Consider the following 21850-nt stretch of genomic DNA (forward strand, 5'->3'; position numbering starts at 1 on the left):
CTTCATCAAACTTATTTAGTGAGCGGAGATATTTAATATCTCCCTCACTAAAATGCAAATGATCAATACATTCAATCAACTGCTGTAATCCTGCAAAAATAGAGTATCCTCCATTATCAGGATTTTTACGATAATACATGTCAAAATAAACATATTGATCCTTGTTACCTTGCTTAAAATAATTATACGACATTGTTAATTCATATAAGTCCATTACCAATGTTAAATTACGCTTACTTCCTGCATGTAATTTCATATCTTTCTCCTTGTGTACATATTAACAATATAATAAACTTTTTCATCTAAAAAATCTAGTTATTTTAAAAATATAGTTCATACGATTGTCTAGGTTGTGGCCTTGGTACTGGCTGTGGTAAAGGTTGTGGTTTTACTGGGGGTATTTTTTCAAACAATACTGGAATCAATAATTGTTGTCCTGGATAAATAGTCATACGATTATCCAATTCATTCATATTTTTAATATAATCTACCCTTGTATTAAACCTTCTTGCTATTGCATATACATTATCACCACGATTTACCGTATATAAGAATATATCCCCTACTTTAGGTGCCACAACTGGCATAGGGCGGCGATCAAATAAATTATCCATGTAATCTTCGTACATGTACATCCCTCCTACTTTAACCTATTCAAGTAGTTATCTTATTTCTAGGCAAATATATTAAAATAATACAAAAACATCAAGATTATTCTTGATGTTAATTAAGACTCTTAATAAATTCAACAACTCTTTTAGTATTATTTCCATCTTGATATTTAAAAAAGGTGTGTAAGAAACTATTAATATCATAATTTTCATTTTTTAAAATTGCTTTTGATAATTCTTCTTCATTTAGGCATATTGCCCCTGGCATTATTTTTCGATAGTCAACAAAGCATCCTAAAGTTTCTAAATACTCATCTAGATCGGGAACAAAAAAATATAAAGGTTTATTTAAAAAAGCATAATCAAAAATAATAGATGAAAAATCAGATATTAACATATCGCTAACAGTAAATAAGTCATGCGTCTCCTCATTATTTAGATTTAAAATACGATTACAATCAATTATTGAATCATTTAATAATAGAGGATGAAATTTATATATCAAAACATAATCCTCACCTAAGATATCAAGCAGTTTTTTTCCATTAAAATCAATACTTTTAAAACCTTGATATATATTCCCTCTAAATGTTGGGGCATATAAGATAACTTTTTTATTTCTTAAGATTGGATATTTATCCTTTAATCTAGCTTTAGTTTTTATCAAATAATCCTGATCAACTAAATGATCTACTCGTGGCATTCCTGTAATAATCACATTATCTTTTGAAACATTAAAAGCTTCTTGATAGGGCTTTTTCCAATAATCACTATTCGCTATAACATAATCATAATTTTTAATTGGATATTCTCTTTTAATCGCATTACCAAACTTTTTAATTGCTCCAGTTGCATGCCAAACTTGAATCACTTTAACTCCATCACGCTTGAAATTACTAATAACATAATTATTATCAGTTATTAAAACTATTTTTGACGTATTAATAACATAAATTTGTTTAATACAATTAAGCATATATAAAAAATTATTAAGTAAACTTTTTTTATTATAATTTATCAATACAGTTTTTAAAGTATAATTTTTATCTTTGCTTAGTTCATCATAAATTAACTTCAAATCACTTTCTAATCTGTTTGACTCTAAAGAAACAAATGCAATCTGATTATTTTTTATTGAGCATAATTTTACAAAGATATTAACAAATTTCAAAATAAGATTAATAATTATTTTTTTTAATCCCATCATCTCACCTACTTCAATAATATTTCTAAAACTCGCTTACTTGCTTTACCATCTTCATGATTATTAAAACGAAGGTTGAATAAGTTTAATTTATTATAATCAAAATTATTTTGTTTTATTTTTTCAAGCAATAAATTCTCATCTTCAATAATTTGTCCTGGTAAGTCCTGATAAATATCTAGATAAAAACCTCTTAATTCATCTCGATAACTTTCTAGATCATACATATAAAAATATATCGGTCTTTTTAATATTGCATAATCAAAAAACACACTTGAATAATCGGTTATTAGAATATCTGCAATTAAATATAATCTGCTAATATCTTCTTTAGGATCAACAAAATATACAAAATCTTTTACACTTGCTAAATCAAAATCGTTAACAATTAAATAATGAGGCTTAAAGACTACGATATATTCATCACCTAGCTTACTTTGCCATTTGTTAAAATCAACCTCTAATTTAAATGTATATCCTTTTAAATTAAATGAATTATCACGCCATGTTGGTGCATATAAAATAACCTTTTTATCTTTAGGCAATTTAAGTTCAACTTTGATTCTATCAATATCTTCATCTTGAAAATTAGATAAAATATCATTACGTGGATATCCAGTTTCAATTAAACGTTCTTTATTAATTGCAAAAGCACTTTGGAATACTTCGGTTGTAAAACTGCTAGGTGAAATCATATAATTATATTTACTAACATCATTATCATAAGTTGAACGCATTTCTTCAATTGACATTCCACTACGATAAAAAGTAGTTCCATCAGGCACTTCAATATCATGAGCTAATTTTTTTAATGGTGTACCATGCCAAGTTTGCAAATAAACCTGAGTTGGTTTTTTTAATACATATTTAGGTAACTTACAATTAGCAATCCAATATTTAGATCTTGCTAGATAAAAAAAATAAGAAACACTAAAATACTCAATAATCTTAGCATTATCAATCTTTAAATTTTTCTGTTTATGATTTTTAATCGCATAAATACAACGATAATTACGATATCTAGAATGCGCCGTTATATATTGGTGTAATGCCATGGGATTATCAGAATATCCGCGACCATGAAAAGAAATAAATAGTATAGTTTCTTTTTGACAAGGAATAAAACGATATACTAAACGATATAAAAATCTAATTAGTTTTCCTAAAAACTTTTTAATTAATTTCACTGCTTAACCTCCTTATAAAAATAAAGGGATAAATCCCTTTATTTAAATACTTTTTCAACCACACGTTTTGATGCATTACCATCTTCCCATAAACAAAATCTTTGATAAAATTGTTCATAACGTTCACGATATTGTTCATTTAATAAATCAAGATTTTTAATCTTATCAATAACTTCCTCAGTTGTATAAACCAATGGTCCTGGCAGTTCTGTTTCCATATCAATATAAAAACCTCTTAAGACATCACGGTATTTATCAAGATCATAAGTATAAAATAGCATCGGTCTTTTTAAATTTGCAAAATCAAAGAAAACACTTGAATAATCAGTAATACAAATATCACTAATTAAATATATCTCAGTAATATCATCATATTTGCTCAAATTATATGCAAAATCTTCTAATCCAGTGACATCCAACACATCTGCAATATAATGATGTGTTCTTAACAGAACAATATACTCATTACCTAATTCTCTTTTTAAAAGCTCAAGATCCAATTTTAATTTAAATTTATATTTACCATTACCATAATACTCATCATCACGCCATGTCGGTGCATATAAGATTGTTTTTTTATCTAGTGGAATATTTAATTTTTGTTTCAATTTTATAGCAATTTCATCACGATTAGGTGCAGATAATAAGTCATTTCGTGGATACCCTGTTTCTAACATATTTCCATCATACATAAAACAGCTCTTAAAAATGTCACTTGAAAATTTATTAGGGGCAATCAAATAATCCCACTCCTGTTTTTGACGATAAAACTGCGCTTTATATGTTGGTGAAGCTGCAGTGACTTCCTCTTGATCAAATGCTAATCGTTTTAACGGTGTTCCATGCCATGTCTCTAGAAAAACTTGTTCTTCACGTTTTCTAAACCATAATGGCTGACGGACATTAAAGACAAAATATTTTGATTTAGCTAAATAATATGCGTACTTACGAGTAAACCTTTTAACAACGATTCCTCCATATGGCAGTTTCTCCTTAGGATCATTTAAAACCCATACAAACTGATATTTATCAGGATAATTTTTAGCTAAATATTCATAAATATATTTTGGTGAATCAGCATAGCTCTTCCCCATAAAGGTTTCAAACATAACCATATTTTCTTCAACTGGTTCATTGATATATCTATGACGATATAAATATTTATTCATCTCATTTTTATTCTTTAAAATCTTTTTTACTTTTAATTTTGCTAAATGACGATTAACTGTCTTTTTAGCTAATTCAATATCACCTTTGATTGCAGCCCTAATTAACTTACGACTATAACGTGAACTTTTATTTAACAATTCAGGTCTAATATTTTGAAGTACTGTAGACATTATTTTAAAACGTTCTTCACGCCAAATATCATCTTTACTACGACGGATCTTTTTAGCAAAAAATTTTGTATAATAAGAAACCATTTTAGCATCCAAATAATAACGAATATAACTATCTGGTGCTACTAGCATTATACAATAATTATGTGTCTTGATAAATTCATTAAATTTATTATCAGGATCTTTTATTTGTGATAATGCAGGAGTGTTAATTGGATCATTATGTTTTCTTTTTACAAAAACAGCCCCATCTACACGTTGAAAACTCTTTGCATAATTTAATAATTGAACTACAAATGGTACATCAGTATAATAATAGAATTCTTCATTAAATCTAATCTCATGTTCTTTTATTAAGCTGCTCCTAATTAAAATATTTAAAACTGAAATATTTCTAAGTGCATGACGAGTTCTAATTAATATATCTGTTTTATACTCATCAAAATTATTTTCATCATAAATTTTATTGATAAACTTATCATCACGATCATGATCTTTATCTTTTAGATTTAATTCATTATTTTTTTCATCATCCATGGTCTGAAATACTCTTTTTTTAAACCAGGTAAATTTTCTTATCCCAGCAACTAAATCTAAGTTTTCTTGATCAGCTTTTTGAATCAATAAAGACAAAGTATGATCCAATAAATAATCATCACAATCAATAAAATATATATATTCACCACTTGCGTTATTAATTCCAATATTTCTTTTTTTAGCTACATTAGAATTTAATCCAGCAGGGATTACTTTCATATTTATATCATATGATTTTAAATCTTCATCAATATCATTTTCATCATTAACGATCAATAAAGTTTCATAGTCAGTTATTTGTTGTTGACTAATACTTTCTAAACAGTCATGTAAATAATTTTTATAGCGATCATAAGGGATTATTATACTAAGTTTCATCTAATTATGTAGATCGTCTTTGATTTTTGTAGTTGAAATACCCTCAGTACGCGGTAAATACACTACTTCACAATAATCTTTTAGAAAATCAAATTTACCTTCCCAATCATCGCCCATAACAAAAACATCAATATCATGCTCTTTTACATCTTTAATCTTTTGATCCCATGACTCTTCAAAAATTACTTCATCAACATATTTAATAGCTTCAAGAATCATTTTACGATCTTGATCACTATGATATGCTTTTTTACCTTTTTGAGCATTAAAGGCATCACTACTAACCGCAACAATTAAGTAGTCCCCTAATGCTTTTGCCCTTTTAATAATATTTAAATGACCTACATGAAATAAGTCAAATGTTCCATATGTAATAACCTTCTTCATTAATTTCACCTATCCTTTTATGCGATCTATTACTTTTTCCCAAAAACTAATTTGAGGATTTTGAACTATTCTTTTTTCAAATTTTCGTTCCCTAATCTTCGTCTTCTCTTTACCTGAAAGACTATTATAGTAATCTACATATTCACCATAATGATCACATACCTCATTGACATCCCCATATTCTTTTAACATCCCACCTTCAATCCACATAGCAGTCTGACAAAAATTACGCACCTGTGGCAATGAATGTGAAATGAAAATAATTGTCTTACCTTCATCTTTTAATTCATTCATCTTATTGATGCATTTTTGAGCAAAGCCTTTATCACCTACTGATAAAGCCTCATCAACAATAATAATATCCGGGTTTAAATAAAGAGAAATGGAAAAACCCAAACGTGACTTCATCCCACTAGAATACTTTTTTACAGGTTGATATAAAAAGTCCCCTAGTTCAGCAAATTCAATTACTCCATCAATAATTTCCTGAATTTGCTTTTTTGATAAGCCTAACAAAGCTCCCTTAACATTAATGTTTTCTAACCCTGTTAATTGTTTATTTAGCCCAGTATTGATAGCTACTAATGATTGTTCACCATTAACATGCATAGTTCCCTCATCTATCTCACTAATTCCTGCTAAAATAAGTGATAAAGTAGATTTCCCAGAGCCATTAGTACCTAATATTCCAACAACTTCACCTTTAGGTATTTCAAAACTAATATTTTTTAAAGCATAAAACCGTTTTGTTACACTACTCTTATTTTTACCATCATTTTTCTTTTTTAGTTTATATATTTTTGAAACATTTTCAAATTTAATAGCATAATTTTCCATCTTTACCACCTAGATCATATCAATAAATTTATGTTTAAATTTATACATCATATAACATCCAACGACAAACAATACGCCTGTTATTCCCCAAAAAGCTAACATTTGTTTCCAATAATGCATAAATCCATAATGATATAAAAAGCAGTCACGATATCCACAAACAATATAATAAATAGGGTTAACTTTCATAATAAAGCGAATAAAAGCAAAAAATGCTCCATCTTTAGCTAACGTTGAAATCGGCCATAAAATTGGTGTTAAATATAAAATTAATCGCATGCATGCTAAAATCAGCTTCCGTGTATCACGAGCAATCATATTTAATACTGATGTTATCATCGCCAAACTCACCGCAAAACAACAGGCGGCAAAACAATAGTAAATTATCCCCAGCCACTCAAATGTAGGATAAACACCTTGTATACAATAAAAAATAATCATCAACAGTAAAATACAAATATGATTAAATAACTCTTTTAATACTACAGTAGCCGGTAAAACACTAACTGGAAATTTCATTTTTGTAATTACACCAGTTTTTGAAAAAATCGCATTAGCTCCTTGAGTAATACATGGATTAATAAAAAACCAAACGACCATCCCTGCTAGCATCCATTGGATAAACGGTATTTTGTCTACAGCTTTACGATTCATAACAACTCCAAAAACAAAATAATATGTTAAAATTTGAATTGCTGGATTAGCAAAATTCCAAAAGATTCCTAATCGCGAATCGCGCATATCAGATAATAATTCATATTTAGAAATTGAATATATTCTAAATAGATTAGAAAAATTCTCTTTTAGAACATATTTAATACTTTTTAGCATTTTCTACCTCCAAAACTACTTTTATTTACAACAATAGCATTATAATTATACCACAATCATATTGCAATTAAAATATCTATATTTTTTACCAATTATCTATAAATTATATCTGAACACATTTAATTTTAATTTATAAAAAGGAGCTGATTACTCAGCTCCAATATCTATTTACTTACTCATCCAAGATTCATCACTTGGATCTTTTTTCCAAGCTTTTAATTTTTCCATATCAGCTTCTTTAATATAATCATTTTCTTTAGCCACTTCAATTAAAGTATCATAATCCGTCAAAGTCGCAAATTTACAATCAGCTGCTTCAAAATTAGTTGTTGCTTTAGGTAAACCATATGTAAAGATGGCAATTAATCCAATGACTTCACAACCAGCTTCTCTTAATGCCTCAACACACTCTAAAGAACTCCCTCCTGTTGAAATCAAATCCTCAACTACCACTACTTTCATTCCTGGTTCAACTTTACCTTCAATTCTGTTATTACGTCCATGACTTTTAGCACCACCTCGAACATAACCCATCGGTAATTCCAAAATATCAGCTACCAAAGCTGCATGAGCAATTCCTGCTGTAGCCGTTCCCATCAAGCAATCAGCTTCTGGAAAACTATCCTTAACTAACTTAGCCAAACCAGTTTCAACATCTTTACGAACTTTTGGATATGACAGTGTTAAACGATTATCACAATAGATTGGTGATTTAATTCCACTTGCCCAGGTAAATGGTTCATTTGGTCTTAAAAAAACAGCTTGAATATCTAATAAATCTTTTGCAATTAATTCTTTCATTATCTTTCTCCTTTATCCTTGAAAATCTTGATACACTTTTTTATATGTTGCATATGGATCACTTGAACCTGTGATAGTTCTTCCTACAACGATATAACTTGATGTTAACTCTCGAGCCATCACTGGAGTTGTAACTCGTTTTTGATCATTTACATTATCATCACTCAAGCGTATTCCTGGTGTTACTGTCAAAAAATCTTGTCCTAAATTATCATGAATGATCTTAGATTCTAATGGCGAACATACAACTCCATCCAATCCAGCATCCTTAGCATTACTAGCCCATTTTAAAACAACCTCTTCTAATGATTCGTGAATTAGTAATTCATCATCTAAAACTTTTTGATCAAGCGAAGTTAAACATGTCACAGCAATACATAAAGGTCTTTTATTTCCAATTTTTCCCTCTTCCAGTCCTTCAAGAGCAGCTTTCATCATCGCTTTACTACCAGAGGCATGAACATTGACCATATCAACATCTAATTTTGCTAATTGTTTCATTGCACTCTTTACTGTATTAGGAATATCATGTAATTTTAGATCCAAGAAAATATTATGACCCATTTCCTTGATCATTTTAACTATTTCGATTCCTTCACCATAAAATAGTTCCATTCCAATTTTAACATATAATTTTTCATCATTAAATTTTTCTAAAAATTCTTTTACTTCTACTTTATTTTTAAAATCTAAAGCAATACAAATTCTACTATCTGTCATACTTACCTCCATATTGTCTTAATTATATCAAATAATTATTTATAGTCCATGATATTTTAATCAAACTCTTAAAAAAAATATAGATTTAATATGCTAGCAATATCTAATTTAATTTTATATTAACCACTTCACACTACTATAAAATACTCATTTAATAATATCAAACTATAAACTACCAATCTTGACATTTATACTTTATCTTGTTACCTTAATATTAAAGAAGAATTATTAAATCATGAAGGGGCTATTGATGAAAATATCAAAAAGGAGCTATCATTACAATAACTTTTGCTATCAGTATTATTAATTGTGATTAGTGCTATTAACGAAGGAAATCCAGGTACATGTCCTATGCTTCATTCATATCTTAATGACGCCTTTAATGAAAATGAATATGGTGTTAGTATTTACACACAAGAAGGTGAGAACATTACCGATTCTTTTCTTAAAGAAAATAGAGAACTTTATAAAAAAGGTGATATGGATAAAATTGTAAATTCTAACTATGATTTAATAAAGACTAATTATCCTCCTGATAATGAATAAATATACTACTGATTTTAAATATGGAGCTAAAGCAAAAGATTCCTTACACTATTACAAAAATAGTATAAGGGATTTTTTATTATTAATATTTATCTCACCAAACAATAATTTTTAGCAAGTTTTTAACATTTAGCAAATATATAACTATGACCTACCTATTACATAGTTAGCATTTTTTATGAAATAAACAAAAAAGGTATGCCATAACCTCTGCATAGTTATGATATACCTAAATTTCTTTAATTTACTAACCCATACGGTTGTAATATTCAACAATTAATGATTCATTAATTTCTTGGTTTAATTCAGATCTTTCTGGTAAACGAGTAAGTTTTCCAGTTAATTTAGTATCATCAACTTCTACGAATGCAGGAGTATGTACTCTAGCTTCTAAACTAGCTTTAATGATTGCTAAATTTTTAGATTTTTCTTTAACTTCAATTACATCTCCAACTTTAACACGGAATGATGGAATATCAGTTTTAACTCCATTTACTAAGAAATGACCATGGTTTACTAATTGTCTTGCAGCTCTTCTTGTAGGTGCAAATCCTAATCTATAAACTACATTATCTAATCTTTGTTCTAATAAGCAGAAAAAGTTATAACCATGAATCCCGCTCATTTTACCTGCTTGTTTAAATGTGTTGTGGAATTGTTTTTCATTAACTCCATACATATGTCTTACTTTTTGCTTTTCAGCTAATTGTAATCCATATTCTGTTTGTTTTTTTCTTTTTTGACCATGTTGTCCAGGAGCATATGCTCTTCTATTTAATTCTTTACCGTTTTCTAAGATTGAGAATCCTAAACGACGAGAAAGTTTCCATTGTGGTCCAGTATAACGTGACATTTGTTTTCCTCCATTTATTGTTTTATTTGCATAAAACAATAACATTGCATAGATTATTCGAATTGTGTTTATATTAAGTATTTCACTTTGCAGCCAGCTACTTTACAAACTTCAGTTATAAACGCTCGTTTCAAAACTCTATGTGCTGCTATCATTTGTTGCCTATTTAGCATACACTTTTTTTATCTTTACGTCAACATTTTTCTTACTTAAAAAAACTTTTTCTTTTTAAATATTATCATTTCAATCAAAATAATTAGGACACTAATAATAATAACCATAATATATCCATATTTACTAAATAATTCTGGCATATAAACAAAATTCATACCGTACCATCCTGTAATAATTGATAAAGGAAAAAACAAACTAGTTGCAACTGTAAGCAATGTCATTACTCTATTTTGATGCATATCTATCTTATTTTGATACATTTCCCTTACTTGCATTGAATAATCTCGTAAAGCAGCTATTTGTCGTTCTAAACGATCAATTCGTCTTGCTAGCATATTAAACAAATGGCACTCATAGGTATTTAAAAAATCTGATTCATTATCACAAAATACATCGACCATATCGCCTAATTGGCTGTAATATGAACTAATTGATAATAAATTTTTCCTAATCGACATTATAGACTTACTAATTTTTTCATTAAAATTAGAATCTATTTGGTCTTCAATCAATTCTAATTTTTGTAAATATTTCTGTAGATACAAACCATCATTTTCAATGATTTTAACAATTAAATAATGTAAAAAACAACTTAAACTAATATGCTTATTATAATATTCTGGTTTGATCTGCTCGATCAATCCTCTCACAATATTTTCATCATCTATTAAGATCAGTTTATTATCATTTAAACAAAATCCAAAACTATGATAATTCTTTAACAACTTTTTATCTAAAACACCCATTATTCCATTATAACCATCATAATACAAATCAACACGGCAATGCTTTACATCATTTAAATGATGTTGCATATTTATACCATGATACATATCATGATATTTTAAAACGAACTCATCATAGCCAATCACTTCTATTATCAATGTTTTATCATTACTTATCTCATTAATTACTTCATCTAAATAATATTCCATTATCATCACCCATCTATGATTATACCATAATAAATATCAAGCATGATAGTTGATTGATTAAAACAAATATGGTAATCTATTAGACGAAAGTGAGGCAAATTTATGCAAGAAACTGTACTATTATATAATATTGATAAAAGCGAAGCAGGTAAAGCGATTATCTCTATTTTAGAAAAATTAAATGTTGAAATAATTATTGTTAAATCTAGTGATTTAATGAATCCTCTTGGATATATTTTAGGTGCTGAGGGTTTTGAAAGAGGAACTGAAGCTTTAACTACAATTCCTCAAGATGATATGATTGTAATGGCAGGTTTTGAAGATAAACAAATCGATATTTTATTAAAAATCTTTAAAGAAGCAAATATTCCTTTTATTCCTTTAAAGGCAATTGTAACTAAAGTAAATGTGAATTGGACATTTATGAAATTATTAGAAAGCGTTAAAAATGAATATATGGAATTAACTGGTATGAATAAAGATAATATTAATTAATGAAGCTTTTATAATAACAATTCATAAAGATATTGGTCAAATTGAGAAGATTAAGTTTAATCTTCTTTTATTTTGTTAAAAATAAAAGCGGAGGTAACTTATATGGATGCAAAAACAAAAACAAATTTACTTAGAGCTTTTGCAGGTGAATGCCAAGCTCGCATGCGTTATGAAATGGCTGCTAAAGTAGCTGGAAAAAATGGTCTAGCTATTTTGCAAGATATGTTTTATTTTACTGCTAACCAAGAAAAAGAGCATGCAGTCATATTTTACAATTATTTAAAAGATGTTTTTAAAGATGAAAATGTCTCAATGATGGCTAACTATCCTGTAGATTTAGGACAAGACTTAGCCTCTTTATTAGAAGCTGCAGCTAAACATGAGTATGATGAAGCAACATCAATTTATCGACAATTTGGTGAAGAAGCTAAAGAAGAAGGATATATGGAGATAGCTACAACATTTTTTATGATCTGTGAAATAGAAAATTATCATCATGAAAGATTTAAAAAATATCATGATTTGATAACTAGTGGTCGATTATTTAAAGAAAACAGTAATATTAAATGGATGTGCTTAAATTGTGGTTTTATTTACGAGGGAAATGAAGCAATAACTGTTTGTCCAGTTTGTAAACATCAACAAGGATATAATCTTCGTTTAAGTGAAACTCAGTTTCATGTTTAAGCAATAGCATCAGCTATTGCTTTTTTACTTGCTTATTTCAGTGTTTTTCTATTTCATATTTTGATGAAAAATATTATAATTAGATTATATACCTCAAAAAGGAGTTATTATAAAATGAAAAAATTTAGTTTTAAAGGTGGTATCCACCCTAATGACAACAAATTCATTACTGCTAATTGCCCTATTGAAACTATTTTACCTGGTGATGAATTAATTTTCCCCTTATCTCAACACATTGGGGCCCCAGCCAAACCTGTCGTCACTAAAGGGGAAAAAGTTTTAGTTGGACAGATTATTGCAAATGGTAATGGATTGATTTCTGCTAATGTGACAAGTTCTGTTTCAGGAACTGTAAAATCAATCGAATCTCGTCTTGGACCAACTGGTTTTTATGTTGATTGTATCGTGATAAATAATGATCATCAATATCAAACAATTGTTGAATATAATAAAATTAATGATTACCAAAATTATACAAATGACCAGATTCGTCAGCTCATTGCTCATGCAGGAATCGTTGGTTTAGGGGGTGCTGGTTTCCCCAGTGCTGTAAAAAATACCCCAAGAGACGATGATTCAATCAAGTATGTAATTATTAATGGAGCTGAGTGTGAGCCCTACTTAACTTCTGATTATCGCTTAATGCTCGAAGAAACAGATAAACTAATTGCTGGTATCAAAATTCAACTTCAACTATTTAAAAATGCTAAAGCAATTATTGCTATCGAAGATAATAAACCCGAAGCTTTAAAACATATAAAAAAAGAAATTCAAAATGAACAAAAGATTGAAATAGCATCTCTAAAAACCAAGTATCCCCAAGGAAGTGAACGGGTATTGATCAAAGTTTTAACTAAACAAACTATTACAAGTAAAATGCTGCCAGCTGACGTAGGTTGTATAGTTAGTAATGTAGCTTCAATCATTGCTATATATGAAGCTGTTGCATATAATATCCCTTTGATTGAAAAAGTTGTTACCGTTACTGGTGACGCTATTAATAAACCCCATAATTTCAAAGTTCGGTTAGGAACAAAATACCAGACGCTTGTTGATGCATGTGGCGGTTTTAAAACCCCTCCTCAAAAAATCATCTCTGGTGGACCAATGATGGGAACTGCTTTATTTAATCTAGATATTCCTGTTTCTAAAACATCTTCAACCCTTCTCTGCTTAAGTAAAGATGAAGTCTCTAAAAATGCTCCATCACCTTGTATTCATTGTGGTAAATGTGTTAGTGTCTGTCCTATTGGTTTGATCCCTCAACTTTTATATCGTTATGCAAGAAATAGTGATAAAGAAAATTTTTTAAAAGTTCATGGAATGGATTGTATGGAGTGTGGCTGTTGTACATACACTTGTCCAGCTAAACGAAATATGACGCAATCATTTAAGCGAATAAAAAAAGCAATCAATGATGAGCGTAAGAAAGGAGTAAAATAATGGATAATTTATTTAATGTTTCAACCGCTCCCCATATCCGTAGTTCTATTACAACTAAAAATATTATGTATGATGTAATTATTGCATTACTCCCAGCAACTTTTTTTGGGATTTATCAATTTGGTATTGATGCTTTGTTAGTAATTATGATAGCTATCATTACTGCAGTGTTAAGTGAATATTTGTATCAACGTTTAATGAAACTGCCAATTACAATAAATGATGGTTCTGCTATTATCACTGGTTTATTATTAGCATTATCTTTATCTAGCTCAATGCCATTATGGATGGTAGCTTTAGGAAGTATTTTTGCAATCATTGTTGTTAAACAATTATTTGGTGGACTCGGGCAAAATTTTATGAATCCTGCCTTAGCTGCTAGATGCTTTTTACTAATATCATTTGCAGGAAAAATGAATTCATTTGTTAGTATCGATGCTACAAGTAGCGCAACACCACTTGCAATGTTAAGGAACAATCAAAGCGTGAATTTACTTGATATGCTGATTGGAAATACTAGTGGAACAATCGGGGAAACATCAGTGATAGCAATATTAATTGGTGCTAGTTATCTTATTTATAAAAAAGTAATTAGTCCTAAAATTCCATTAACTATCCTTGCTTCATTTAGTATTATTATTTTTATTAGTGGTAATTTTAATTCTAATTATTTGTTAACACAGCTATGTGGCGGCGGTTTAATGATAGGTGCTTTCTTTATGGCTACTGATTATGTAACTAGTCCTATTACTCCAAATGGTAAATTAGTATATGGGTTAATTATTGGTATTTTAGCTGCAGTATTCAGATTATATGGCAGTACTCCTGAAGGTATGTCATTTGCAATTATTATCACCAATTTATTAGTTCCTCTAATAGAAAAAATTACTATTCCAAATATAAAAAATAATGGGGGTAAACAAAAATGAAAAAACATCTTTTTAAAGATATTATCATCTTTGTTCTCATCACATTAATAGCTGGATTATCATTAGCATTTGTTAATTATCTGACTAAAGAGCCTATTGCTATACAAAATGAGAAAGTAATTCAAGAATCATATCAAAGTGTTTTTAAAAAAGGAGAATCTTTTAAAACTAATAAAAAACTAAATAAAATTGTTAAAAACTTCCCTAAAACCATAAAAGATAATAATTATGATTTTGGTGAAAACGGAATTGTTATTGAAGAAATTTTAGCAGTTTCAAACAAAAATGAAAAATTAATTGGTCATGTAATCAAAGTAACAAGTAAAGATGGTTATGGTGGAGATATCACCTTAGTTGTGGGAATTGACCTCAAAAACCAAATTACTGGAATTGAAGTTCTTACAATCAATGAAACTGTTGGTTTAGGTATGAACGCTAAAAATGATAATTTCAAAAAACAATATTATAATAAAAAAAGTAAAAAATTTACCATTACTAAAACAGGAAAACAAAATGATCAAGAAATTGATGCACTTAGTGGAGCAACAATCACTTCATCAGCCTTTAATAATGCGATAAATAGTGCTTTAGCTATCAACCAACAAATAGAGGAGGTTTCTCATGAATAAATATGTTGAACGTCTTTATAATGGAATTATCAAAGAGAATCCGACTTTGATTTTAATGTTAGGAATGTGTCCTACTTTAGCTGTAACAACTTCTTCAATCAATGGTTTGGGAATGGGACTTACTACTACTGTTGTTTTAATTGCATCTAATTTTATTATCTCATCATTAAGGAAAATCATTCCTGAAAGAATGCGTATCCCTTCATATATAGTTATTGTTGCTTCTATGGTTACAATTGTTCAACTATTATTGCAAGCATATTTACCATCTTTATATGATACATTAGGTATATATATTCCATTAATCGTTGTTAATTGTATTATTTTAGGCAGAGCTGAAGCCTATGCTTCTAAACATAACTGTATTCTTTCGCTTTTCGATGGAATTGGAATGGGATTAGGATTTACTTTAGCGTTGACTTGTATTGGTTTAGTTAGAGAAATACTAGGAAGTGGCACTTTTTTTGGAATTGAGTTTGCACCATTATTTAAAGAACTGGTAGGTACTAAAATATACAGTTTCTTCACACAATTAGAACCAGCTACGATCTTTGTTATGGCTCCTGGTGCATTCTTTGTTCTAGCAGGGCTAACCGCTATTCAAAATCGTTTAAAATTACCAAGTGCTTCTAATCATAAAAAAAATAATGACTGCAATCATGATTGTCTTCATTGTCACAGTTTTAATAAAGAAACATTATGTAATCTAAGGGAGGAAAAATAGATGACAGGCATGATATTATTATTAATTAGTGTTGCTTTAGTAAATAATGTTGTATTGAGCCAATTTCTAGGATTATGTCCTTTTCTTGGGGTTTCTAAAAAAATTGAAACTGCTGTAGGAATGGGAGGAGCCGTTATCTTTGTAATGTCAATTGCCTCAATTGCAACAAGTCTTCTTTATAAAATACTAGTAATTTTTAAGTTGGAATATTTAAATACCGTTACTTTTATCCTTGTAATTGCGGCACTTGTTCAATTAGTTGAGATGTTTTTAAAAAAATATAGTTCTGGATTATATAGTTCTCTAGGAGTTTATCTTCCTCTAATTACTACTAATTGTGCTGTTTTAGGCGTGGCTATTACAAACGTTCAAAATAACTATGATGTTTTAACAAGTCTTGTATGCTGCTTTGGAACTGCTTTAGGTTTTACTATTGCAATTGTAATTATGGCAGGAATTAGAGAAAAGATTGCCAATAATGATATTCCTATTTCGTTTCAAGGTTCCCCTATAATTCTTATTACTGCGGGATTAATGGCTATTGCATTTATTGGTTTTGCAGGATTAATATAGAAAGGGGTAACAGAATGAATGAAATTATAATTGCCGCTGCAGTTGTTGGAACAATTGGTCTTATTATTGGAATTGTTCTTACAATTGCAAGTGAAAAATTTTCTGTATCAGTTAATGAAAAAGAAGTTCAAATTCGTGAAGAATTGCCTGGTAATAATTGCGGTGGCTGTGGTTATCCTGGATGTGATGGACTAGCCAAAGCCATTATTATAGGTGAAGCAAAAGTAAATCAGTGCCCTGTAGGAGGGAAGAGCGTTGCTGATGCTATTGCAAAAATCATGGGAGTCGAAAGCGAAGAAACAATAAAAATGGTAGCCTTTATTCGTTGCGGTGGGACTTGTAAAAATGCAACAATACAATATTTATACCATGGTATTAAGGATTGTAACAATGCAGCAATCGTTCCTGGCGGTGGAGATAAAAAATGTAGTCATGGCTGTATGGGATATGGTAGTTGTATTAGTGAATGTGAGTATGGAGCAATTTCAATTATTGATGGAGTAGCAGTAGTTAATAATGATTTATGCCAAGGTTGTGGGAAATGTGTAAAAATCTGTCCTAATAATGTCATCACTTTAATTCCTATGCAAAATCAAGCTTTAGTTAAGTGTAATTCTAAAGAGCCTGCATTACGAGCGCGAAAGAGTTGTACAGTAAGCTGTATTGGTTGTGGTCTATGTGCTCGTAATTGTCCTAATAATGCAATCATAATTGAAAATTCATTAGCGCGAATCGACTATTCAAAATGTACTAATTGTGGTATTTGTAAAGAAAAATGTCCTCGTAAATGTATCATCACTATATAATAATTATTAAAGCAGCAAATCTAATTTTAATAGTTTTGCTGCTTTTTCTATAACCAATATTTATCTATAATAATTTTTCTAAATCACCAAAAAAGATAGTCTGACAAAAACATCATATAAAATAAAAACTCTTAATTATAATATAGTAAAATCAAGAGCTTTCAAAAATTAATACATGCTTTCTTTAAGAATTTCAACAATTTCCTGATAAGTTAATTCTTTATAACCACCATTCATTTCTGAACCAGTTCCAACCATAGTTAAGATACAGCCTACAGGAATAATCTCATTATCAACATCTTCCATTCTCAAATAATATTTATTCCATAGATCTTCTTTACAATGTGTGGATACCGATACCGCTTTAGCATAATCACAAACAGATCCACCCGCCTACAGCTAAAATTAAATCAATATTATTTTCCCTTGCTATCTGACATCCTTCATAAAGTTTTTCAACTGTCGGATTAGGCATTACCCCTCCATCTTCAAATATTGACTTATGACATTCTTTTAAAATTTCAATAACATCATCATATATACCATTTTTCTTAATTGATCCACCTCGATAAATCAATAAAACATTTTTATCTCCTTTTTCTTAGTTTATCAATAACTAGCTTAAACCGTCCCCTCAGTTCAACTTTTCAAGCATCTTTGTAATAAAGCAGTAATATGCAACAATATATCCAAACACATACAAATGATTAATAAAAGTTTTTAATCTTCTTTAAAAACAGCGACACAAAACTATGTATCCGCTTATACAATACACTTAATATCAATACAAACGTCACATTCTACTATAAAATTCTGCTTATTTCTATGTCTCTATCTTTTCAATATGTATAAATCCTGATAAATTTTCAATATTCTCACCGCCCGTAATTGCTTCGCCAAGTACATATAGTCCATTATAAGCTTCACAACTCCCAAAATACATTACAACATTATCCCACAAAGCAAAATAACCTAATGTTCCTACCCCACCACTTTTTAATAAAGGTGTATCTTGAATATCAAGAGTTTGTGGCGGATAAAAAATTTTTTCATTACTCCCATAATTCTCTACCACAATATCTAAAGGCAGCTGTTCATATAATGATTTTGATGCTTCACTATTATTAAGCAAAAAAATCACTTTATGCCAATCACTACTAACTCTAATTTTCATTTCATTACTTTTCATAATATTTTCCTTATCATTTATATTCTCATTATTTTCTTGACTGTTTTCTACTAAGTGCTCGTTTAGACCTTGTTTTGAACAACCATTTAAACTAATCATACTTATAATTAGAATAAATATCATAAATATTTGCTGTTTTCTCATTTTGCCCTCCTTTCTAAAATAATTAGTTTATTTTAATTTATTATATTTATATTATAATTCTCATAACTACAATATCAAATACCTATATTAAACACATTAACATAGCTAATAAGCATATATAATACATTTTTTAATACTAATTATAAACAATAAAAATATTAATTTTTTTAAATAAATTAGACCCTATTATTAAAATATTTACTTTTAATAAATAACCTTTTGTACTATTTTTCCTTCCTTTTAAATACAAAAAGACGTTAACTTTACAGCTAACGCCTTTAACAAATTATTTTTTTGTAAAATTTTACCTTCGTATAGTAGTTTTCTATTTAACCACAATGTTGACAATCTTATTTTTAACTACTATTACTTTTACAATATTTTTACCCTCAGTATGAGCTTTAACATTTTCCTGTTCAAAAGCAATCTCCTTAACCACTTCATCATCTGCATCTTTAGCCACCTGAATTTTAGCTCTAAGTCTACCATTTACCTGAACTCCCATTTCAACAGTTTCACTTACAAGCATATTTTCGTCATATGTAGGCCATGGTTCATATGCAAGAGTATTTTCATTACCTAACATCTGCCACATTTCTTCACAAATATGAGGTGCAATACAAGAAAGCATCTTAATAAAATTAAATGCATATTCTTTATATACAGATGGCGCTTTATAACATTCATTAATAAAAATCATCATTTGAGAAATAGCTGTATTGAAACCTAAAGTTTCAAAATCATCAGTTACCTTTTTTACAGTCTGATGATAAACACGATCTAGACTATGATCATTTTCATCACTTAATTTATCTTGTTCAATAAATAAGCGATATACTCGATCCAGCCATTTACGTGAACCATCTAATCCATTTGTAGACCAAGGAAGAGCTGCTTCTAATGGTCCCATGAACATTTCATATAATCTTAATGAATCAGCACCATGCGATGCAACTATATCATCAGGATTTACAACATTACCTCGTGATTTAGACATTTTCTCATTATTATCGCCAAGAATCATACCTTGATGAAATAATCTTTGCCATGGTTCCTTACATTTAACCACCCCAGCATCATATAATACTTTATGCCAAAAACGGGAATATAAGAGATGCAATACCGCATGTTCAGCACCACCTACATATAAATCAACTGGTAACCATTTTTCTAATAATTTCGGATCACATATTGCTTCATTATTATGAGGATCAATATAACGAATATAATACCAACATGACCCTGCCCATTGAGGCATTGTATTTGTTTCCCGACGTCCTTTTTGACCATCAATCTCTACTTCAAGCCAATCTTCACAATTTGCTAATGGTGATTCACCACTATCATGCGGCTGGAAATTTTTAGTAGCTGGAAGTTCTAATGGTAATTCTTCAACAGGAACAGTCTTCATTGTACCATCTTCCATATGTACAATAGGAATTGGTTCTCCCCAATAACGTTGACGTGAAAACAACCAATCTCTTAATTTATAAGAAATTTTCTTTTCACCACATTTATTTTCCTCTAACCAGGCAATCATTTTATCAATAGCTTCTTGTTTCCCTAGACCATCTAACCAATCAGAATTAATATGTAAACCATCTTCGGTGTAAGCAGCTTCTTCAATATTACCACCTTCTAATACTGGAATAATATCGATTCCAAACTTTTTAGCAAATTCCCAATCTCGTTCATCATGAGCAGGTACCGCCATAATAGCACCAGTTCCATAACTAGCTAAAACATAATCAGAAATCCAAATCGGAATTTTCTTTCCATTAACAGGATTAATAGCATATGCTCCTGTGAAAACCCCAGTTTTATCCTTGTTTAATTCTGTTCTTTCCAAATCTGATTTACTAGCACAACTTTTTTTATAAGCCTCGATTGCTTCTTTTTGTTCAGGGGTAGTGATTTCTACAACATATGGATGCTCTGGTGCCATAACACAATAAGTTGCCCCAAACAAAGTATCACAACGAGTTGTAAATACTGTAAATATTTTATCAGTTCCATCGATTTTAAAATCAACATTTGCACCAACCGACTTTCCAATCCAGTTGCGTTGCATTTGTTTTGTTGCTTCAGGCCAATCTAAATCATCAAGATCCTCTAATAATCTTTCAGCATACTCAGTAATTTTTAGAACCCATTGGCGCATTGGTTTACGAATAACAGGATATCCACCACGCTCACTTTTACCATCAATAACTTCTTCATTTGCAAGAACTGCCTTAAGCTCAGGACACCAATTAACTGGAATTTCATCAACATAAGCTAATCCTGCATCATATAATTTAGTAAATATCCATTGTGTCCATTTATAGTATTCAGGATCACTAGTTGCAATTTCACGATCCCAGTCATATGAAAATCCCAATGATTTAATTTGTCCTTTAAATACTTCAATATTTTTTTTCGTAAATTCTGCAGGGTGATGTCCAGTTTGAATTGCAAACTGTTCAGCTGGCAAGCCAAATGAATCAAACCCCATCGGATGTAAAACATTGTATCCTTGCATCCTTTTCATCCTTGAAACAATATCTGTTGCAGTATATCCTTCAGGATGTCCAACATGAAGACCATTACCTGATGGATATGGGAACATATCAACACAATAATATTTAGGTTTGCTATCATCATAGCAATCTGTTTTAAATGTCTTATGTTCATCCCAATATTTTTGCCATTTTGGCTCTATTTGTCTGTGATTAAACGGCATTTTATAATTCCTCCTTAAAATAAAAAAAGTCCTCCATCTAAGGACGACTCTAATATCGCGTTACCACCTTAGTTCAAAGTCAAAAAGACTAAGCCCTCAAAACTTTAACGCAGTTAACGACAACGACTACTTAATTCACCGCTGCATCTCCTAGGTGAGTTCATAATT

At 29.5% G+C, this 21850-nt stretch carries 23 protein-coding genes, 2 pseudogenes and 1 other annotated feature (1 of these 26 cut by a window edge); of the genes and pseudogenes, 9 read left to right on the forward strand and 16 right to left on the reverse strand.

Features of this window, described 5'->3' with window-relative positions; all coding sequences use genetic code 11:
* From ACLR9T_RS08895 to pyrF, 10 genes and pseudogenes are all read right to left on the reverse strand, one after another.
* A pseudogene (locus tag ACLR9T_RS08895) lies at nt 1-256 on the reverse strand (nicotinate phosphoribosyltransferase); the annotation flags it as partial.
* Nucleotides 257-320: 64 nt separating this feature from the next.
* Nucleotides 321-629, reverse strand: a complete 309-nt coding sequence (locus tag ACLR9T_RS08900; protein ID WP_413109190.1) for a LysM peptidoglycan-binding domain-containing protein — start codon at nt 627-629, stop codon at nt 321-323.
* A 94-nt stretch (nt 630-723) separates the two neighbouring features.
* Nucleotides 724-1815, reverse strand: coding sequence for a CDP-glycerol glycerophosphotransferase family protein (locus ACLR9T_RS08905; protein ID WP_413109191.1), 1092 nt, complete (start codon nt 1813-1815; stop codon nt 724-726).
* Nucleotides 1816-1823: 8 nt separating this feature from the next.
* A complete protein-coding gene (locus ACLR9T_RS08910; protein ID WP_413109192.1) occupies nt 1824-3002 on the reverse strand; it encodes a CDP-glycerol glycerophosphotransferase family protein in 1179 nt (392 codons plus the stop codon).
* Nucleotides 3003-3040: 38 nt separating this feature from the next.
* Nucleotides 3041-5257 carry a CDP-glycerol glycerophosphotransferase family protein gene (locus ACLR9T_RS08915; protein ID WP_413109193.1) on the reverse strand — a complete coding sequence of 739 codons (2217 nt, stop codon included), beginning with the start codon at nt 5255-5257 and terminating at the stop codon, nt 3041-3043.
* The gene (gene tagD, locus ACLR9T_RS08920) at nt 5258-5644 is read right to left on the reverse strand and encodes a glycerol-3-phosphate cytidylyltransferase (protein WP_092353102.1); all 387 of its coding nucleotides are present in this window, start codon (nt 5642-5644) and stop codon (nt 5258-5260) included. It lies immediately after the preceding gene.
* Nucleotides 5645-5653: 9 nt separating this feature from the next.
* Complete coding sequence (locus ACLR9T_RS08925; protein WP_413109194.1) at nt 5654-6481, reverse strand: ABC transporter ATP-binding protein; 828 nt, start codon at nt 6479-6481, stop codon at nt 5654-5656.
* A 9-nt stretch (nt 6482-6490) separates the two neighbouring features.
* A complete protein-coding gene (locus tag ACLR9T_RS08930; protein ID WP_413109195.1) occupies nt 6491-7312 on the reverse strand; it encodes an ABC transporter permease in 822 nt (273 codons plus the stop codon).
* A gap of 168 nt (nt 7313-7480) precedes the next feature.
* A complete protein-coding gene (gene pyrE / locus ACLR9T_RS08935; protein ID WP_413109196.1) occupies nt 7481-8113 on the reverse strand; it encodes an orotate phosphoribosyltransferase in 633 nt (210 codons plus the stop codon).
* 12 nt (nt 8114-8125) lie between these two features.
* Complete coding sequence (gene pyrF / locus ACLR9T_RS08940) at nt 8126-8833, reverse strand: orotidine-5'-phosphate decarboxylase (protein ID WP_413109197.1); 708 nt, start codon at nt 8831-8833, stop codon at nt 8126-8128.
* 309 nt (nt 8834-9142) lie between these two features.
* Here pyrF and ACLR9T_RS08945 point away from each other — a divergent pair, with 309 nt between their 5' ends.
* Entirely contained in the window at nt 9143-9379 is a 237-nt protein-coding gene (locus ACLR9T_RS08945; RefSeq protein ID WP_413109198.1) for a hypothetical protein, read from the forward strand.
* Between the two features lie 247 nt (nt 9380-9626).
* On the opposite strand, the gene rpsD is transcribed toward ACLR9T_RS08945, so the two are convergent.
* Entirely contained in the window at nt 9627-10232 is a 606-nt protein-coding gene (gene rpsD / locus ACLR9T_RS08950; RefSeq protein ID WP_413109199.1) for a 30S ribosomal protein S4, read from the reverse strand.
* 209 nt (nt 10233-10441) lie between these two features.
* Nucleotides 10442-11341: a CorA family divalent cation transporter gene (locus ACLR9T_RS08955; protein ID WP_413109200.1), complete on the reverse strand. Its 900-nt coding sequence runs from the start codon at nt 11339-11341 to the stop codon at nt 10442-10444.
* 102 nt (nt 11342-11443) lie between these two features.
* On the opposite strand from ACLR9T_RS08955, the gene ACLR9T_RS08960 reads away from it, so the two are divergent.
* The 8 genes from ACLR9T_RS08960 (at nt 11444) to ACLR9T_RS08995 (ending at nt 17627) form a co-directional block, all read left to right on the forward strand.
* A complete protein-coding gene (locus ACLR9T_RS08960; RefSeq protein WP_413109201.1) occupies nt 11444-11836 on the forward strand; it encodes a DUF3783 domain-containing protein in 393 nt (130 codons plus the stop codon).
* A 102-nt stretch (nt 11837-11938) separates the two neighbouring features.
* Complete coding sequence (rbr, locus tag ACLR9T_RS08965) at nt 11939-12523, forward strand: rubrerythrin (protein WP_413109202.1); 585 nt, start codon at nt 11939-11941, stop codon at nt 12521-12523.
* A 114-nt stretch (nt 12524-12637) separates the two neighbouring features.
* Nucleotides 12638-13966: an electron transport complex subunit RsxC gene (gene rsxC / locus ACLR9T_RS08970; RefSeq protein WP_413109203.1), complete on the forward strand. Its 1329-nt coding sequence runs from the start codon at nt 12638-12640 to the stop codon at nt 13964-13966.
* Complete coding sequence (locus tag ACLR9T_RS08975; protein WP_413109204.1) at nt 13966-14895, forward strand: RnfABCDGE type electron transport complex subunit D; 930 nt, start codon at nt 13966-13968, stop codon at nt 14893-14895. The genes rsxC and ACLR9T_RS08975 overlap by 1 nt, the downstream gene beginning before the upstream one ends.
* Nucleotides 14892-15524: an RnfABCDGE type electron transport complex subunit G gene (locus ACLR9T_RS08980; RefSeq protein WP_413109205.1), complete on the forward strand. Its 633-nt coding sequence runs from the start codon at nt 14892-14894 to the stop codon at nt 15522-15524. Before ACLR9T_RS08975 ends, ACLR9T_RS08980 begins: the two co-directional genes overlap by 4 nt.
* Complete coding sequence (gene rsxE / locus ACLR9T_RS08985) at nt 15517-16248, forward strand: electron transport complex subunit RsxE (RefSeq protein ID WP_413109206.1); 732 nt, start codon at nt 15517-15519, stop codon at nt 16246-16248. Before ACLR9T_RS08980 ends, rsxE begins: the two co-directional genes overlap by 8 nt.
* Nucleotides 16249-16821 (forward strand): electron transport complex protein RnfA, encoded by a 573-nt coding sequence (locus ACLR9T_RS08990; protein WP_413109207.1) that lies wholly within the window; start codon nt 16249-16251, stop codon nt 16819-16821.
* Nucleotides 16822-16835: 14 nt separating this feature from the next.
* Nucleotides 16836-17627 (forward strand): RnfABCDGE type electron transport complex subunit B, encoded by a 792-nt coding sequence (locus tag ACLR9T_RS08995; RefSeq protein WP_413109208.1) that lies wholly within the window; start codon nt 16836-16838, stop codon nt 17625-17627.
* A gap of 168 nt (nt 17628-17795) precedes the next feature.
* Here the strand turns inward: ACLR9T_RS08995 and ACLR9T_RS09000 are convergent.
* From ACLR9T_RS09000 to leuS, 4 genes and pseudogenes are all read right to left on the reverse strand, one after another.
* Nucleotides 17796-17954: pseudogene (locus tag ACLR9T_RS09000) on the reverse strand (hypothetical protein); the annotation flags it as partial.
* A 46-nt stretch (nt 17955-18000) separates the two neighbouring features.
* On the reverse strand, nt 18001-18204 hold the full coding sequence (locus tag ACLR9T_RS09005; RefSeq protein WP_413109209.1) for an iron-containing alcohol dehydrogenase: 204 nt from the start codon (nt 18202-18204) through the stop codon (nt 18001-18003).
* 246 nt (nt 18205-18450) lie between these two features.
* A complete protein-coding gene (locus ACLR9T_RS09010; RefSeq protein ID WP_413109210.1) occupies nt 18451-18960 on the reverse strand; it encodes a cyclophilin-like fold protein in 510 nt (169 codons plus the stop codon).
* A gap of 325 nt (nt 18961-19285) precedes the next feature.
* Complete coding sequence (leuS, locus tag ACLR9T_RS09015) at nt 19286-21682, reverse strand: leucine--tRNA ligase (RefSeq protein WP_413109211.1); 2397 nt, start codon at nt 21680-21682, stop codon at nt 19286-19288.
* A 36-nt stretch (nt 21683-21718) separates the two neighbouring features.
* Nucleotides 21719-21850 (reverse strand) — a binding site (T-box leader) (it continues 77 nt past the right edge of the window).

The organism is Thomasclavelia sp., assembly GCF_047249845.1.
Lineage (GTDB): Bacteria > Bacillota_I > Bacilli_A > Erysipelotrichales > Coprobacillaceae > Thomasclavelia.

Excerpts from the sequence above, each read along its gene's own strand:
- ACLR9T_RS08900 (WP_413109190.1), bottom strand. The coding sequence starts at position 629 with ATGTACGAAGATTACATGGATAATTTATTTGATCGCCGCCCTATGCCA.
- ACLR9T_RS08905 (WP_413109191.1), bottom strand. The coding sequence starts at position 1,815 with ATGGGATTAAAAAAAATAATTATTAATCTTATTTTGAAATTTGTTAAT.
- ACLR9T_RS08915 (WP_413109193.1), bottom strand. The coding sequence starts at position 5,257 with ATGAAACTTAGTATAATAATCCCTTATGATCGCTATAAAAATTATTTA.
- tagD (WP_092353102.1), bottom strand. The coding sequence starts at position 5,644 with ATGAAGAAGGTTATTACATATGGAACATTTGACTTATTTCATGTAGGT.
- ACLR9T_RS08925 (WP_413109194.1), bottom strand. The coding sequence starts at position 6,481 with ATGGAAAATTATGCTATTAAATTTGAAAATGTTTCAAAAATATATAAA.
- ACLR9T_RS08930 (WP_413109195.1), bottom strand. The coding sequence starts at position 7,312 with ATGCTAAAAAGTATTAAATATGTTCTAAAAGAGAATTTTTCTAATCTA.
- pyrE (WP_413109196.1), bottom strand. The coding sequence starts at position 8,113 with ATGAAAGAATTAATTGCAAAAGATTTATTAGATATTCAAGCTGTTTTT.
- pyrF (WP_413109197.1), bottom strand. The coding sequence starts at position 8,833 with ATGACAGATAGTAGAATTTGTATTGCTTTAGATTTTAAAAATAAAGTA.
- rpsD (WP_413109199.1), bottom strand. The coding sequence starts at position 10,232 with ATGTCACGTTATACTGGACCACAATGGAAACTTTCTCGTCGTTTAGGA.
- ACLR9T_RS08955 (WP_413109200.1), bottom strand. The coding sequence starts at position 11,341 with ATGGAATATTATTTAGATGAAGTAATTAATGAGATAAGTAATGATAAA.
- ACLR9T_RS08960 (WP_413109201.1), top strand. The coding sequence starts at position 11,444 with ATGCAAGAAACTGTACTATTATATAATATTGATAAAAGCGAAGCAGGT.
- rbr (WP_413109202.1), top strand. The coding sequence starts at position 11,939 with ATGGATGCAAAAACAAAAACAAATTTACTTAGAGCTTTTGCAGGTGAA.
- rsxC (WP_413109203.1), top strand. The coding sequence starts at position 12,638 with ATGAAAAAATTTAGTTTTAAAGGTGGTATCCACCCTAATGACAACAAA.
- ACLR9T_RS08975 (WP_413109204.1), top strand. The coding sequence starts at position 13,966 with ATGGATAATTTATTTAATGTTTCAACCGCTCCCCATATCCGTAGTTCT.
- ACLR9T_RS08980 (WP_413109205.1), top strand. The coding sequence starts at position 14,892 with ATGAAAAAACATCTTTTTAAAGATATTATCATCTTTGTTCTCATCACA.
- rsxE (WP_413109206.1), top strand. The coding sequence starts at position 15,517 with ATGAATAAATATGTTGAACGTCTTTATAATGGAATTATCAAAGAGAAT.
- ACLR9T_RS08990 (WP_413109207.1), top strand. The coding sequence starts at position 16,249 with ATGACAGGCATGATATTATTATTAATTAGTGTTGCTTTAGTAAATAAT.
- ACLR9T_RS08995 (WP_413109208.1), top strand. The coding sequence starts at position 16,836 with ATGAATGAAATTATAATTGCCGCTGCAGTTGTTGGAACAATTGGTCTT.
- ACLR9T_RS09010 (WP_413109210.1), bottom strand. The coding sequence starts at position 18,960 with ATGAGAAAACAGCAAATATTTATGATATTTATTCTAATTATAAGTATG.
- leuS (WP_413109211.1), bottom strand. The coding sequence starts at position 21,682 with ATGCCGTTTAATCACAGACAAATAGAGCCAAAATGGCAAAAATATTGG.